Source organism: Streptomyces sp. NBC_01549 (genome assembly GCF_026339955.1).
In the GTDB taxonomy this organism is placed as follows: domain Bacteria; phylum Actinomycetota; class Actinomycetes; order Streptomycetales; family Streptomycetaceae; genus Streptomyces.
The window spans coordinates 4,810,431-4,825,905 of the sequence record NZ_JAPEPW010000001.1 but is presented as its reverse complement, the minus strand read 5'-3'; the positions used below and the strand labels follow the sequence as shown (position 1 = coordinate 4,825,905).

The window sequence follows — 15,475 nt, the reverse complement described above, 5'->3', positions numbered from 1 at the left end:
GGGTCCGGCGGGCGCGCCACCCGGTCCGACCTGCGCCCCCGGCCCGGCGCGCACCCCGCGGCCCGCTCGGCACCGCCCCGCCCGGCGCGCCCATCCCCCGCCGTACGGCAGAATTTCCGCCATGGGGATAGTCGCCGGGTTGGACAGTTCGCCCGATTTCACTCGTATCGTCGTCTGCGACACGGACACGGGGGCCGTGCTCAGGCAGGGGTATGCGCCGCATCCGGTGGAGAACACCGAAGGCGGCGGCCGTCCTTCCGATGTCGATCCGCAGGCCTGGCTGCTGTCCCTGGGCGAGGCGGCCGGCGGTGGGCTGCTCGAAGGTGTGCAGGCCATCGGCGTCTCCGCGCAGCAGAACGCGCTCGTTCCGCTGGACACGCAGGGCAACACGGTGCGGCCGGCCATGGTCGGCGGTGACAAGCGGGCACAGGTCGCCGCCGCCGATCTCATCGACGCGCTCGGCGGGCGCGAGGCGTGGGCTCAGGCCGTGGGCTGTGTACCGCAGGCCGCCCAGCCGGTGACCAAGCTGCGCTGGCTGAACAGGACCGAGCCCGACGCCGCGCTGCGCACCGCCATGCTGCTGCAGGCGCACGACTGGTTGGTGTGGCAGCTGCTCGGGCGGCCGCTGCGGCGGACCACCGACCGGGGCGGGGCCTCCGGGACCGGCTACTGGTCGGCGGCGACCGGCGCCTACCGGCCGGATCTCGTCGAGCTCGCGCTCGGCCACCAGGCCGCGCTGCCCGATGTGCTGGGCCCGTCCGAGGCGGCGGGGACGACACCCGAGGGGCTGCTGATCTCCGCGGGTACCGGAGAGACCATGGCGGCGGCCTTCGGGCTCGGCATCGGGCTGGGGGACGCGGTCGTGTCCCTCGGTGCCTCCGGGTCCGTGATGGCCGTACACCCCGAGGCGCTGGTCGACTCCTCCGGCATGATCACCTCACTGGCGGACGCGACCGGCATGCATCTGCCGGTGGTGACCACCCTCAACGCCGTACGGACCCTGCGCGGCGCCGTCGAACTGCTCGGCCTGCCCGACCTCGAGAGCCTGTCCGAGCTGGCGATGAAGTCCACGCCCGGCTCCCACGGGCTGGTCCTGCTGCCCTACCTGGAGGGCGAGCGGACCCCGAACCTGCCGCACACCGCCGGGACCCTCGCCGGGCTGCGGCGCGAGTCGATGCGGCCCGAGCACTTTGCGCGGGCCGCCTTCGAGGGCATGCTCTGCGGGCTCGCGGACGCGCTCGACGTGCTGCGCGGGCGCGGCGTGGACGTGCGGCGGGTGTTCCTGCTCGGAGCGGCCGCCGAGCTGCCGGCCGTGCAGGCCGCGGCGCCCGCGCTGTTCGGCACGCAGGTCATCGTCCCCCAGCCGGCGGACTACGCGGCACTGGGCGCGGCCCGCCAGGCGGCCTGGGCGCTCGGCGTCTCGCAGGGCACGCTCGACCCCCAGCTGCCACCCGTCTGGCAGGGTGCGGTCGCCCAGATTCTGGAGCCCGGCGAGGAACTGGCCGTGGGTCAGGCCGTACGGCAGCAGTACGTGGCCGTACGGGAACAGACGCATCCGGGGGCGTTCCGGTCATAGGGGGCGTAGAGGGAGCGTGGAGGGAATGCGGGGAGACGTGCCGGTGGGCGTACAGGCCGGCATGGGTCCTATGACGTACGTCTCAAGGTCCTGTTCCGGTCCGCTCTTGGTCCGCTCTTGGATTAATCGGTTGAGGTAACGCGGGTGGAGTATCCGACGATAGGGGGTGGTGCACCACCGACCGCACTGCCGTCGACGACTCCGAGAGAAGCCGCGTGCTCATACGACTCCTTCGGACCTACCTCAGTCCGTACAAGAAACCCATCGCTCTCCTCGTTCTGCTGCAGTTCCTGCAGACCTGCGCCACCCTGTACCTGCCGACTCTGAACGCGCACATCATCGACAACGGTGTCGTCAAGGGAGACACGGGCTACATCCTGTCCTTCGGCGCCCTGATGATCGGGATCTCGCTGGTCCAGGTCTTCTGCAACATCGGCGCCGTCTACTACGGCGCCCGTACGGCGTCCTCCGTCGGCCGGGACATCCGGGCCGCCGTGTTCGACCGGGTGCAGTCCTTCTCCGCACGCGAAGTGGGCCACTTCGGGGCGCCGTCCCTGATCACCCGCACCACCAATGACGTCCAGCAGGTGCAGATGCTCGCCCTGATGACGTTCACCCTGCTGGTGTCCGCGCCGATCATGTGTGTGGGCGGCATCGTACTCGCCCTCGGCCTGGACGTACCGCTCTCCGCGGTCCTGGTCGCTGTGGTGCCGGTACTCGGCATCGGAGTGACCCTGATCGTGCGCCGGCTGCGCCCGCTGTTCAGGACCATGCAGGTGCGTCTGGACACCGTGAACCGGGTGCTGCGCGAGCAGATCACCGGCAACCGCGTCATCCGCGCCTTCGTCCGGGACGACTACGAGAAGGACCGCTTCGAGTCCGCCAACTCCCAGCTGACCGAGGTGTCCCTCGGTACCGGCCGGATGCTCGCCCTGATGTTCCCGATGGTCATGACCGTCGTGAACCTCTCGTCGATCGCCGTGGTCTGGTTCGGCGCCCACCGCATCGCCAGCGGCGGCATGCAGATCGGCGACCTGACCGCCTTCCTCGCCTACCTCATGCAGATCGTGATGTCCGTGATGATGGCCACCTTCATGTTCATGATGGTGCCGCGCGCGGAGGTCTGCGCCGAGCGGATCCAGGAGGTCCTGAACACCTCGTCCAGCGTCGTGCCGCCGAGCTCGCCCGTCGTGGAACTGCGGCGCCACGGCCACCTGGAGATCCGCGGCGCCGGGTTCCGCTACCCGGGCGCCGAGGAGCCCGTCCTGAAGTCCATCGAACTGGTGGCGCGGCCGGGTGAGACGACCGCCGTGATCGGGTCGACGGGCAGCGGCAAGTCGACGCTGCTCGGGCTCGTGCCCCGGCTCTTCGACGCCACCGACGGAGAAGTCCTCGTCGACGGCGTGGACGTGGCGACCGTCGAGCCGAAGCTGCTCGCGAAGACGGTCGGACTCGTCCCCCAGAAGCCGTACCTCTTCGCGGGGACGGTCGCCACCAACCTCCGCTACGGCAATCCGGACGCGACCGACGAGGAACTGTGGCACGCGCTGGAGGTGGCGCAGGCCAAGGGCTTCGTGGAGCGGCTGGAGAACGGCCTGGACTCGCCGATCGCACAGGGCGGCACCAATGTCTCCGGCGGTCAGCGCCAGCGCCTCGCGATCGCCCGTACGCTCGTCCAGCGGCCCGAGATCTACCTCTTCGACGACTCCTTCTCCGCGCTCGACTACGCCACCGACGCGGCGCTGCGCGCGGCGCTCTCCCAGGAGACGGCCGAGGCGACCGTGGTGATCGTCGCCCAGCGGGTGTCGACCATTCGGGACGCCGACCGGATCGTGGTCCTCGACGAGGGCCGGGTGGTGGGCACCGGGCGCCACCACGAGCTCATGGCCGACAACGAGACCTATCGGGAGATCGTGCTCTCCCAGCTGACGGAAGCGGAGGCCGCCTGATGGCCGGGCCCATGGGACGCATGATGGCCGGGGGCGGCCCCGATCAGCGCTCAATGGATTTCAAGGTGTCCGGGAAGAGGCTCCTGGCCCAGTTCAAACCCGAACGCGCCACGATGTACGGGATGCTGGTCGCCGTCGTCCTGAGCGTGGGGCTCTCGGTGGTCGGGCCGAAGATCCTCGGCAGGGCGACCGACCTGGTCTTCGCGGGCATCATCGGGCGGCAGATGCCGGCCGGCGCCACCAAGGCCGAGGTCCTCGCGGGTATGCGGCGGCGCGGCGAGGGCGGCATGGCCGACATGCTCGCGGGCACGGACTTCACCCCCGGCAAGGGCATCGACTTCGACGCCGTCGGCAACGTACTGCTGCTCGCGCTCTGTACGTTCCTGCTGGCCGGTCTGCTGATGGCGGTGGCGACGCGCCTGGTGAACCGGGCCGTCAACAAGACCGTCTACCACATGCGTGAGGACCTGCAGGCGAAGCTCTCCCGGCTGCCGCTGTCGTACTTCGACAAGCGCCAGCGCGGTGAGGTGCTCAGCCGTGCCACGAACGACATCGACAACATCCAGCAGACCCTGCAGCAGTCGATGGGCCAGCTGGTGAACTCCCTGCTGACCATCATCGGTGTGCTCACGGTGATGTTCTGGGTGTCGTGGCTGCTCGCGCTGGTCGCGCTCGTCACGGTCCCGCTGTCCTTCGTCGTCGCCACCCGCATCGGCAAGCGGTCGCAGCCGCACTTCGTGCAGCAGTGGCGCACCACCGGCAAGCTCAACGCCCACATCGAGGAGATGTACACCGGGCACACGCTGGTGAAGGTGTTCGGGCGGCAGGAGGAGTCGGCGGCTCAGTTCGCCGAGCAGAACGAGAAGTTGTACGAGGCCGGGTTCAAGGCGCAGTTCAACAGCGGGGTCATGCAGCCGCTGATGATGTTCGTGTCGAACCTGAACTACGTGCTGGTGGCGGTGGTCGGCGGACTGCGTGTCGCGTCCGGCTCACTGTCGATCGGCGATGTCCAGGCCTTCATCCAGTACTCCCGCCAGTTCTCGATGCCGCTGACGCAGGTCGCCTCGATGGCGAACCTCGTGCAGTCCGGTGTCGCGTCGGCGGAGCGGATATTCGAACTCCTCGACGCGGAGGAGCAGCAGGCCGACCCGGTGCCGGCGGCGCGCCCCGACGAGCTGCGCGGGCGGGTGGCGCTGGAGAACGTGTCCTTCCGCTACGACCCCGAGAAGCCGCTCATCGAGGACCTGTCCCTGAAGGTCGAGCCGGGCCACACGGTGGCGATCGTCGGCCCGACCGGCGCCGGCAAGACCACGCTGGTGAACCTTCTGATGCGCTTCTACGACGTCACCGGCGGCCGGATCACCCTCGACGGCGTCGACATCGCGTCCATGTCCCGGGACGAACTCCGGGCCGGGATCGGGATGGTGCTCCAGGACACCTGGCTGTTCGGCGGCACGATCGCGGAGAACATCGCGTACGGGGCCTCGCGTGAGGTCACGCGCGGGGAGATCGAGGAGGCGGCGCGGGCCGCGCACGCGGACCGTTTCATCCGTACGCTCCCCGAGGGCTACGACACCGTCATCGACGACGAGGGGACGGGGGTCAGCGCGGGTGAGAAGCAGCTGATCACCATCGCGCGGGCGTTCCTGTCCGACCCGGTGATCCTTGTCCTCGACGAGGCGACCAGTTCCGTCGACACCCGTACGGAGGTGCTGATCCAGAAGGCGATGGCGAAGCTCGCGCACGGGCGGACGTCGTTCGTGATCGCCCACCGGCTCTCCACGATCCGGGACGCGGACACCATCCTGGTGATGGAGAACGGGTCGATCGTCGAGCAGGGCGCGCATGCGGAGCTGTTGGCGGCGGACGGTGCGTACGCGCGCCTCTACAAGGCCCAGTTCGCCCAGGCGGTGGCGGAGGTCGACTAGCGGGTGGGTAGGGGTGCGGGGAGGTGCGTTTCCTCGCCCCCGCCGCCCCTACCCGTCCCATCCTCAACCTGGGGGCTCCGCCCCCAGACCCCCGGGTGGGTTCTTCGACTGCGGGCGGGCGGGGGCTGGTCGCGCAGTTCCCCGCGCCCCTAAAAGCCTTCAGCCCGTCCGGCGTTTGAGGACGAGGCCGTTCACGCCGATCGGGGGTCTGGGGGCGTAGCCCCCAGGGATGGGACGGGTAGGGGCGGCGGGGGCGAGAGACGTCGGGTCAGTCCAGGTAGCCGCGGAGTTGGTCTGCGAAGGCATGGTCCCTCAGTTTGTTGAGGGTCTTGGACTCGATCTGGCGGATACGTTCACGGGTGACGCCGAAGATGCGGCCAATCTCCTCGAGCGTGCGGGGGCGCCCGTCCGCGAGCCCGTACCGGAGCTGCACGACCTTGCGTTCACGCTCGCCGAGCGTGGACAGCACCGCTTCCAGGTGTTCCCGCAGGAGCAGAAAGGCCGCGGACTCCACCGGCGAGGTGGCATCCCCGTCCTCGATCAGGTCGCCGAGCGCGACGTCGTCCTCCTCCCCCACCGGCGCGTGCAACGACACCGGCTCCTGGGCGAGGCGCAGCACCTCACTCACCCGCTCACCGGGAAGGTCGAGGTGCGTGGCGACCTCGTCCGGCGTCGGTTCGTAGCCGCGCTCCTGCAGCATCCGCCGCTGGACACGCACGACCCGGTTGATCAACTCGACCACGTGGACGGGGACTCGGATCGTACGGGCCTGATCCGCGAGCGCCCGTGACATGGCCTGCCGGATCCACCAGGTCGCGTACGTCGAGAACTTGTACCCACGGGCGTAGTCGAACTTCTCCACCGCCCTGATCAGACCGAGGTTGCCCTCCTGGACCAGGTCGAGCATGGTGAGCCCGCGGCCCACATAGCGTTTCGCGACCGAGACGACCAGGCGCAGGTTCGCCTCGATGAGGCGGCGCTTGGCCATGCGGCCCATGACGACGAGTTTGTCGAGGTCGAGGGCGAGCTGACTGTCCAAGTCGGGGGTGAGGCGGAGCTTCTCCTCGGCGAAGAGCCCGGCCTCGACGCGGCGGGCGAGTTCGACCTCCTCCACCGCGGTGAGCAGCGGAATGCGGCCGATCTCGCGCAGGTACTGGCGGAACAGGTCCGAGGAGGGGCCTCCGGTGTCCGTACCGCGTCCTCGGGGCAGTTCGACGGGCTCCGGGACCTCGGCCTCGGTTTCGACCTCGACGGGCTCGGCCTCGACCGCGGCCGCCGGCGGCCCGTCCGGCTCCGTCTCGGGGTGGTGCGCCACACGGCTCTGCGGGGGCACCGCCGCGACGACGTCGGGCTCGGCGTCCGTATCCGTGTCCGTGAGGTTCTCGGTCTGTGTGAGGGTCTGGGTCTGCACGGGGGCGACCTCCAGGAATGTCGCTGCTGAGGCGTGCGGCAGCGGTACGTCGGGGATGGGGTCGACGGCCTCGCCGCTGTCCATCCCGTAGTCGTTTGGCGGAACCGCGGGAATCGGAAACCCGTCGCGTGCGGGTCGGCCGCGCTCCGAGGACTCAGGCACCGCAACCCAGTGTGGAGTACGACACATCGCCGCCACGAGGGGCGTGCGGTGACTTTTTGCTTCCATTCGGTGACCCGGTGGTTACCGTGCCGTCCGAGTGCGCAGCTCAGCGCGCGCGAAACCGATTGAACGGCGTACGGGATTGGCATGTGCGCCGGGCCCATCCGGGCAGCCCGGGCCCAGGACCGGGCAGGGCGGCCTCAGAGCGCCTCCGCGCCCCGCTCGCGCAGTGCCTGACCGTACTGCTGGAGCACCCACAACTCGTTCTGCACGGCTGCCAGCTGGGCCGGGTCGCCGTGGGCGCTGGCGCGGGCCAGGGCGCCCTGGACGTCCACGATGCGGCGCTCGACGGCGCGGCGGCGGACCATGACGAGCTGGTCGCCCGCGTAGGTCTCGTCGACGGTCTTGCGCATGATCGCCTCGACGGCCAGCTCGGTGACCATGGAGCGGACCACGTCGTCCGGGGCGGCCTCGCGGACCCGGACCAGATACTCCTGGGGGTCCTGCGTGCCGTAGTCGGCGCCGCCCGCCTCCATGATCGCCAGGCGTACGGCGGCGTAGGGGGAGGCGGTGAACTCGTCGATCCCGTAGGCGTCGAAGGCCGGGGAGACCAGCTCGGGTCGCTGGAGGGCGAGCTTGAGCAGCTCACGCTCGGTGGCGAACACGGGGTTGCGGAGGTTGAGCGCCGGGCCGCCGGCGGGGGTCTGGACGGCGCCGTACATTGGCTGAGGGCGCTGCCCGTTCGGTGCCGGGGCCGGGCCCTTGCCGCCGCGGTCGCGGGCCCAACGGGCCAGCTGGGCCACCCGCTTGACCACGAACTGGGTGTCGAGGATGCCGAGCATGCCGGCGAGCTGCACGGCGACCTCGTGCTGGGCGCCGCTGTTCTTGATGCGGGCGACGATGGGGGCCGCCTCGTCGAGCGCGGCGGCGCGGCCCGCCGGGGTCTCCAGGTCGTAGCGCAGGATGATCTGGCGCAGGGCGAACTCGAAGAGGGGCGTGCGGGGTTCGACGAGGTCGGCGACCGCCTCGTCGCCCTTGGCGAGGCGCAGGTCGCAGGGGTCCATGCCGTCCGGCGCGATGGCGATGTACGTCTCGGCGGCGAACTTCTGGTCGTCCTCGAAGGCGCGCAGGGCGGCCTTCTGGCCCGCCGCGTCGCCGTCGAAGGTGAAGATCACCCGGGCCGAGCCGTTGTCCATCAGGAGGCGCCTGAGGATCTTGATGTGGTCGCTGCCGAACGCCGTGCCGCAGGTCGCGATCGCGGTGGTGATGCCGGCCAGGTGGCAGGCCATGACGTCGGTGTAGCCCTCGACGACGACCGCGCGGCTGGCCTTGGCGATGTCCTTCTTGGCCAGGTCGATGCCGTAGAGGACCTGGGACTTCTTGTAGATCGCGGTGTCGGGTGTGTTCAGGTACTTCGGGCCGTTGTCCGCCTCGTACAGCTTGCGCGCGCCGAAGCCGACGACCTCGCCGCCGATGTCGCGGATCGGCCACATCAGGCGGCCCCGGAAGCGGTCGATGGGGCCCCGGCGGCCCTCCTGGGAGAGGCCGGAGAGGAGCAGCTCCTTGTCGCTGAAGCCCTTGCCGCGCAGATGGCGGGTGAGGTGGTCCCAGCCCTGGGGGCTGTAGCCGACGCCGAAGTGCGCGGCGGCGGCCTGGTCGAAACCGCGCTCGGCGAGGAACTTGCGGCCCGCGTCGGCCTCGGGGCTGGTGTCGAGCTGCTCGACGTAGAACTGGGCGGCGATCTTGTGCGCCTCGACCAGACGGATCCGTTCGCCGCGCTGGTGGGAGGGGTTGTACCCGCCCTCCTCGTAACGCAGGGTGATGCCGGCCTGCCCGGCGAGGCGCTCGACGGACTCCGAGAAGGTGAGGTGGTCGACCTTCATCACGAACGTGATGGTGTCGCCGCCCTCCTGGCAGCCGAAGCAGTGGAAGAGGCCCTTGCTGGGGCTGACCTGGAAGGACGGGGACTTCTCGTCGTGGAAGGGGCACAGCCCCTTGAGGTTTCCGCCGCCCGCGTTGCGCAGCTGGAGGTACTCGGACACGACGGCGTCGATCGGGACCGCGTCCCGAACCGCCTTCACGTCCTCGTCGTTGATCCTTCCAGCCACGAGGTGATTCTACGGGGCCGGACTGACACTCCTGGGGGCTCGGTCAGGGAACGAGGCTCTCCAGCGGTACGTGCGGGTTCGCCAGTGCCTCGGTGTCCACCCGGGCCCGGGACCGGATCAGCCGCTGGACGGGTTCCGTGACGTCCCACACATTCACGTTCATCCCGGCCAGCACCCGTCCGTCCTTCATCCAGAAGGCGATGAACTGCCGCTTGCCCGCGTCGCCCCTGATCACCACTTCGTCGTACGTCCCCGGGGGCGCCCAGCCCGAGTACTCGAGCCCGACGTCGTACTGGTCGGAGAAGAAGTAGGGCACGCGGTCGTACACCGTCCCGCGGTCCAGCATCGAGCGGGCCGCCGCGGGTCCGCCGTTGAGGGCGTTGGCCCAGTGCTCGACGCGCAGCCGGGTGTCGAAGAGGGGGTGAGGGAAGGCGGCGACGTCACCGGCGGCGTAGATGTCGGGGTCGGAGGTACGCAGCCCCTCGTCGACCGCGACACCCCCACCGTGCGCCCGGTCGGCGATCTTCAGGCCCGCGGCCTCGGCGAGGCCCGTGCGCGGCGCCGCTCCGATGGCCGCCAGGACGTCGTGGGCGAGGTGCTCCTCGCCGTCGTCCGTGCGGGCGGCCAGCACCATGCCGTCCTGGCCGACGATCTCGGTGAGCCGGGCCCCGAAGTGGAAGCGGACGCCGTGCTCGCGGTGCAGTTCGGCGAAGAGCTGGCCGAGCTCGGGGCCGAGGACCGCGTGCAGCGGGGTCGGCCCGTGTTCGACGACGGTGACCTCGGCGCCGTACTCGCGGGCCGCCGCCGCGACCTCCAGACCGATCCAGCCCGCGCCCGCGATCACGATGTGCCCGTTGTCACGGCCGAGCGCGGCCAGGACGCCCTTGAGGCGCTCGGCGTGGGCGAGGCGGCGCAGGTGATGGACGCCCGCGAGGTCCGTCCCCGGGATGTCGAGGCGGCGCGGCTCGGCGCCGGTCGCGAGGAGCAGCTTGTCGTAGTGGACGAGGGTGCCGTCGTCGCCGAAGCGGACGGTCTTCGCCGTGCGGTCGATGGCGTCGACGGTCTGGCCGAGGTGCAGCTCCACGTCGTTCTGCGCGTACCAGGCGGGTTCGTGCACGAAGACGCTGTCCCGCTCCTCCTTGCCCAGCAGATAGCCCTTCGAGAGCGGCGGGCGCTCGTAGGGGTGGTCACGTTCGTCGCAGATCAGTATCACGCGGCCGGTGAAACCCTCCGCTCGGAGCGTCTCGGCCGCCTTGGCGCCGGCCAGGCCTCCTCCGACGATGACGAATGTCTGATCCGCGTCGACCACTTGATGCCTCCTCGTAACGTTGTCGCCAAGCGAGCGTCCCGCACGCAGCGTGATGCGGGAAGAGGGTGTGGCCCGATCAGGCCACGCAGGGTCACACTCCGCCGCCGCCTGTGGGGCGGGTGGTGAGCCCGTGGTGCAGTGAGCGTGCCGAGGCGTCGGTGAGCGAGGCGATCTGGTCGACGATCACCCGCTTGCGTGCGCGGTCGTCTCCGGCGGCGTCGAACAGCGCCCGGAACTGCGGGTCAAGACCGTCGGGGGCGCGGGCGGTGAGCGCCTCGGCCAGCTCGGCGACGACGATCCGCTGATCGGCGCGGAGCCGCTCCTGCTCGGCGCGTTGCATGACGTACCGGTCGGCGACGGCCTTGAGGACGGCGCACTCGTGGCGGGCGGCGCGCGGGACGACCAGTTCCGCCGCGTACCGGGTGAGTCGGCCGGCGCCGTACCGTGCGCGGGTGGCGCCCTCGGCGGCCAGGCAGAAGCGGCCGATGAGCTGGCTGGTGGCGTCCTTCAACCGGGCCTGTGCGACGGCCGATCCGTCGTACCCGTGTGGCCACCACTCCTGCTCCAGGAGCCGGTCGAGGGCCTCGGAGAGTTCGGCCGGGTCGGTGTCGGCGGGCACGTACCGGCCGATGGCGACCTTGAAGATCTCCTCGCGTTCCGGTTCCGCGTGCAGGCAGTTGGGGTCGATGTGGCCGGCGTGCAGTCCGTCCTCGACGTCGTGCACCGAGTACGCCACGTCGTCGGACCAGTCCATGACCTGGGCCTCGAAGCACGTACGGGTGCCGGGGGCGCCCTTGCGGACCCAGTCGAAGACCGGCCGGTCGTCCTCGTAGGTCCCGAACTTCGGCGAGGCGGGGTCGGTGGGGTGGGCGCCGCGCGGCCAGGGGTACTTGGTGGAAGCGTCGAGGGCGGCGCGGGTGAGGTTCAGTCCCACGCTGACGAGTTCGTCCCCCGCCGCGGCAGCGGCTGATGCAACGGCGTCGGAGCGGACGAAGCGCTTGGGCTCGATCCTGGTCAGCAGGCGCAGCGACTGCGCGTTGCCCTCGAAGCCGCCGCAGTCCTCCGCGAACTCGTTCAGCGCCTGTTCGCCGTTGTGCCCGAAGGGCGGGTGGCCGAGGTCGTGGGAGAGACAGGCCGCCTCGACGAGGTCGGGGTCGCAGCCGAGGGCGTCGCCGAGTTCGCGGCCCACCTGCGCGCATTCCAGGGAGTGCGTGAGGCGGGTGCGGGCACTGGCGTCCCAGGCCTGACTGCGGGTGCCGGGGGTGACGACCTGGGTCTTGCCCGCGAGACGGCGCAGCGCGGAGGAGTGCAGCACGCGGGCGCGGTCGCGCTGGAAGGCGGTGCGGCCGGGACGTTTGTCGGGTTCTACGGCCCAGCGCTCGACTGACGTCGGGTCGTACTCGTCGGAGAGGGGTGCGGTGCCGTCCATGTACCCGACAGTAAACGCAGGCAGTGACAAACGGGGCGCGGCCTACCGCCGGCAGTCGTGGATCAGGCCGAGGCCAGCTCGCGTTCGGGGGCCGGTTCGGGGGTCGCCGCGGCCTGGTCGTAGCGGTGCAGGACCAGTCGGGCCATCGCGGCGTGGGTGCCCAGGGGGTCGGCGGCGATCCAGGGGGCCGCCGCGGCGCACTCGGTGGCGAAGCGGCCGGGGGCCGTGAAGTAGGAGGCGACGGCGATGCGGTGGCGGCCGCGGACGGCCAGGGCGCGTACGGCGGCGGCGACGGTGGGCGCGGCGGCGGAGGCGTAGGCGGGGACGACGGGCACGCCGAGGCGTTCGGCCAGCAGCTGGGCGGTGCGGCGGGTGTCGACGATCGACTCCGGGTCGCGCGAGCCCGCGGCGGCGAGCACGACCCCGCCGGCACGCCGGGCCGCGTCGCTCATCCCGGCCCGCCAGCCGGCCTCGACGAGCCGGGCGTACAGCGTCTCGACGAGCAGGGGGTGCGGGCCGAGCGGGGCGGCGATACGGGCCCGCAGTTCCGGTACGGCAGCCGCGGCCTCGGGGATGTCCCGCTTGACGTGGTAGCCGCGGCTGAGCAGCAGCGGCACGAGAACGGCACCGTCCTTGGGGTCGAGGGAGGCGAGCGTGTCGGCCAGCAGCGGTTCGTTGAGCTCGATGTGGCCGAGGTGCACGGGCAGGTGCGGGCGCAGCTCGCGGACGCGCTCCATCAGGGTGCGTACGGTGTTCAGCGCGCGCGGGTCGCGGCTGCCGTGTGCGACGAGGACGAGCGGCGGGGGCGCGGGACGGCGGGCTCCGTTGAGCGAGACGAGACTGAGCTGACTGCCGAGCTGGCTGGTGATCGCGTTCATGAGTTGCGCCGTACTGTCGAGGTGGGCGCCACCGAGCGGCTGTCCGCCGATGGCGGTCCCCCCGCTCGGGCGAAGCCGAGGGCGGGAGAGGTTCCTGGACTCGTCGTGCTCGTCGTGAGAGGGGTTCGACGCCGTCATGGACCGATGGTGACGGTACGAGGTTGCCGCGCGGTTGCACGGGCGTGTCAGGTGTTTTCCGGGGGTTCACGGCGTGGTGCGGTGGCGGTGTGAGCGTCTCCCACCTGGGGTTCCGTGGCCCCGAGTGAGCCCGGTCACGGTAACGGTGCGAACCGAACAGGCTTACGCTGCGTCCCCATCTGTCGAATACCGACGCGATCGGACGCCACCGGGGGGACGAACGACCATGCCGCGCCTGCCGCACCCGAGGATTCTCAGACCGCGGCTGCCCCGCCTGCCGCGCACCCGCGCCGGGCAGCGACGGGCCGTGCAGACGATCATGCTGCTGTGCGTGCTGGCGCTGCTTCCGGTGACCTGGCTGTACGTGAGCACGGCCGACGGGCTGCGTACGACGGCCGACGCGCCGCGCACCGAGGTCGCGGTGGTGTTCGGGGCCGGGCTGTGGAACGGCGAGCCGTCCCCGTACCTCGCGCACCGGCTGGACGCGGCGGCGAAGCTGTACCGGGCCGGGCGGATCGAGGCCGTGCTCGTCACCGGGGACAACAGCCGCAAGGACTACGACGAACCGGACGCGATGCGGGCCTATCTGACGAAGCGTGGGGTGCCTGACCGGCGAATCGTCAGCGACTATGCCGGGTTCGACACCTGGGACTCCTGCGTACGGGCCCGGAAGATCTTCGGCGTCCACGAGGCCGTGCTGATCAGCCAGACCTTCCACATCCGGCGGGCCGTCGCGCTGTGCCGGGCGGCGGGTGTGCGGTCGTACGGCGTCGGGGTCGACGCCACCCACGACGTCACCTGGTACTACGGGGGCACGCGCGAGGTGTTCGCGGCGGGCAAGGCCCTGCTGGACGCGGTGTTCAAGCCCGATCCGCAGTTCCTGGGGCCGAAGGAGCCGGGGGTGGCGCGGGCCCTCGCGGCGGCGCGGAAGTGAGCGCGTTCATCGATCCCGCCGGTCTGACACCCGCGGAGCGCCGTGTCTGGGAGGCCTTTCCGCTCGGCGAGGGCGTCGACTTCCGCGAGGAACCCGCCTCCGGGGGGAACCCCGCCGACGACCCCGCGGGCGGCGCCTCCTGGGGTCCCGAGCGGACCGTGCGCGCCGAGGTGCTGCGGGCGTTGCTGATCGACGGACCGGCGCACGACGGTGAGATAGCCGGCCTGAAGCTGACCGGCGCGCGCATCACCGGACAGCTGGATCTCGTGTATGGGACGGTCGAGCAGGCCGTGCAGCTGCGGTTCTGCCACTTCGAGCGGCCTTTGAAGCTGTACGGGGCGCAGTTGCGCGCGCTGGTGCTGAGCGACTCGGTGCTCCCCGGCCTCAGGGCGGGGAACCTGCGGGTCGACGGGATGCTGCGGCTCAGCTGCTGCCGGGTCACCGGCCCGGTGCGGCTCCAGGGCGCGAAGATCTCGGGCGCCGTCTTCGTCAACGGGGCGCGGCTCGGCTCCCCGGCGGCACCGGACGCCGCCGCGGGGGACGCGGCCGCGGAACCGGTTCTCCAGCTCAACCACGCGGCCATCGGCACCGACGTATGGGCCGTCGGTCTCGTCGCGCACGGCCAGGTACGGCTGAACGGGGCCACGGTCGGCGGCCAGGTGAACCTCGACGACGCCGACCTGCGCGTGCCACCGGGCGAGACCGCCCTGCACGCCGAGACCCTGTCGGTCGGTACCGACCTGCGGGCCACGCGGCTGCGTGCGCGGGGCCGGGTCAACCTGAGCGGGGCGAGGATTCCCCACCAGCTCAATCTGTCCTACGCCCGGCTGTCCAACCCCGGGGGCCCGGCCCTGCGCGCCAGCAGTTGCGTCATCGGCGAGTTGTGGCTGCGCGAGGCCGCGCCGATCGTGGGCATCGTGAACCTGCGCCGCTCCCAACTGGACCTCCTGCACATCCCTCCACACGTGTGGCCCGACCGCGTCCGGATCGACGGCCTCAGCTACCGCACCCTCGCCCCGCATCTGCCCGCCGAGCAGCGGCTGCCGCTGCTGGAACGCGAGGAGGGCGGCTATCTCCCGTACGTCTACGAGCAGTTGGCCGCCGCGTACCGCACCGCGGGCGACGACGCCGCCGCGCGCACGGTCCAGCTGGCGAAACTCCGCCGGCACCGGCGCGCCCTCCCCCGCTACGCCAGATTCTGGGGCCGGCTGCAGGACGTGGCCGTCGGTTACGGCTACCGCCCGATGCGCGCGGCCGGCTGGCTGCTGTTGCTGCTGTGCACCGGCGCGACCGCCTTCGCGCTGCACCGTCCGCCCGCCCTGAAACCCGCCGAGGCGCCCGGCTTCAACCCGGTCTTCTACGCCCTCGATCTCCTGCTGCCCCTCGTCGACTTCGGTCAGGAGACGGCCTTCGCGCCGCGCGGCTGGTACCAGTGGCTCTCGTATCTGCTGATCGCCACCGGCTGGATCCTGGCCACGACGATCGCGGCGGGCGTCACCCGCTCCCTGAACCGCCAGTAGTGCCTCCGGCCCGGCATCCACGCGATGAACGGCTCCTGGGAATGTGCCCGTTGGCAGGTGCCTCCGGCACTAACATGAACCCCTGCCAACCACCGCGCCGTGGCTTTGGGCCGGTGCGGGAACGACTCGGCGG

Annotated in this window: 10 protein-coding genes; 5 read left to right on the top strand and 5 right to left on the bottom strand. The window is 71.1% G+C overall.

The genetic code is table 11. The features are described 5' to 3' along the window. Nucleotides 1–121 precede the first annotated feature (121 nt). From OG819_RS21385 to OG819_RS21375, 3 genes are all read left to right on the top strand, one after another. Nucleotides 122–1,576 carry an FGGY family carbohydrate kinase gene (locus OG819_RS21385; protein ID WP_266650854.1) on the top strand — a complete coding sequence of 485 codons (1,455 nt, stop codon included), beginning with the start codon at nt 122–124 and terminating at the stop codon, nt 1,574–1,576. Nucleotides 1,577–1,791: 215 nt separating this feature from the next. Continuing rightward, on the top strand, nt 1,792–3,525 hold the full coding sequence (locus tag OG819_RS21380) for an ABC transporter ATP-binding protein (RefSeq protein WP_266624591.1): 1,734 nt from the start codon (nt 1,792–1,794) through the stop codon (nt 3,523–3,525). Beyond that, nucleotides 3,525–5,453 carry an ABC transporter ATP-binding protein gene (locus OG819_RS21375; protein ID WP_266650853.1) on the top strand — a complete coding sequence of 643 codons (1,929 nt, stop codon included), beginning with the start codon at nt 3,525–3,527 and terminating at the stop codon, nt 5,451–5,453. Before OG819_RS21380 ends, OG819_RS21375 begins: the two co-directional genes overlap by 1 nt. A gap of 268 nt (nt 5,454–5,721) precedes the next feature. Here the strand turns inward: OG819_RS21375 and OG819_RS21370 are convergent, their stop codons facing one another. The 5 genes from OG819_RS21370 to OG819_RS21350 form a co-directional block, all read right to left on the bottom strand. Next, nucleotides 5,722–7,026 (bottom strand): RNA polymerase sigma factor, encoded by a 1,305-nt coding sequence (locus tag OG819_RS21370; protein WP_266650852.1) that lies wholly within the window; start codon nt 7,024–7,026, stop codon nt 5,722–5,724. 200 nt (nt 7,027–7,226) lie between these two features. Continuing rightward, nucleotides 7,227–9,134 carry a DNA primase gene (gene dnaG, locus OG819_RS21365; protein ID WP_266624594.1) on the bottom strand — a complete coding sequence of 636 codons (1,908 nt, stop codon included), beginning with the start codon at nt 9,132–9,134 and terminating at the stop codon, nt 7,227–7,229. A gap of 43 nt (nt 9,135–9,177) precedes the next feature. After that, nucleotides 9,178–10,443 (bottom strand): FAD-dependent oxidoreductase, encoded by a 1,266-nt coding sequence (locus tag OG819_RS21360; RefSeq protein ID WP_266650851.1) that lies wholly within the window; start codon nt 10,441–10,443, stop codon nt 9,178–9,180. 91 nt (nt 10,444–10,534) lie between these two features. Next, entirely contained in the window at nt 10,535–11,872 is a 1,338-nt protein-coding gene (locus tag OG819_RS21355; protein WP_266650850.1) for a deoxyguanosinetriphosphate triphosphohydrolase, read from the bottom strand. Nucleotides 11,873–11,934: 62 nt separating this feature from the next. Beyond that, the gene (locus tag OG819_RS21350; RefSeq protein WP_266634305.1) at nt 11,935–12,750 is read right to left on the bottom strand and encodes a sirohydrochlorin chelatase; all 816 of its coding nucleotides are present in this window, start codon (nt 12,748–12,750) and stop codon (nt 11,935–11,937) included. A 364-nt stretch (nt 12,751–13,114) separates the two neighbouring features. Between OG819_RS21350 and OG819_RS21345 the strand changes: the two genes are divergently transcribed. Then, the gene (locus OG819_RS21345; protein WP_266624597.1) at nt 13,115–13,822 is read left to right on the top strand and encodes a vancomycin high temperature exclusion protein; all 708 of its coding nucleotides are present in this window, start codon (nt 13,115–13,117) and stop codon (nt 13,820–13,822) included. A gap of 8 nt (nt 13,823–13,830) precedes the next feature. Further along, a complete protein-coding gene (locus OG819_RS21340) occupies nt 13,831–15,342 on the top strand; it encodes a membrane-associated oxidoreductase (RefSeq protein WP_266634306.1) in 1,512 nt (503 codons plus the stop codon). The last annotated feature ends 133 nt before the right edge of the window (nt 15,343–15,475 follow it).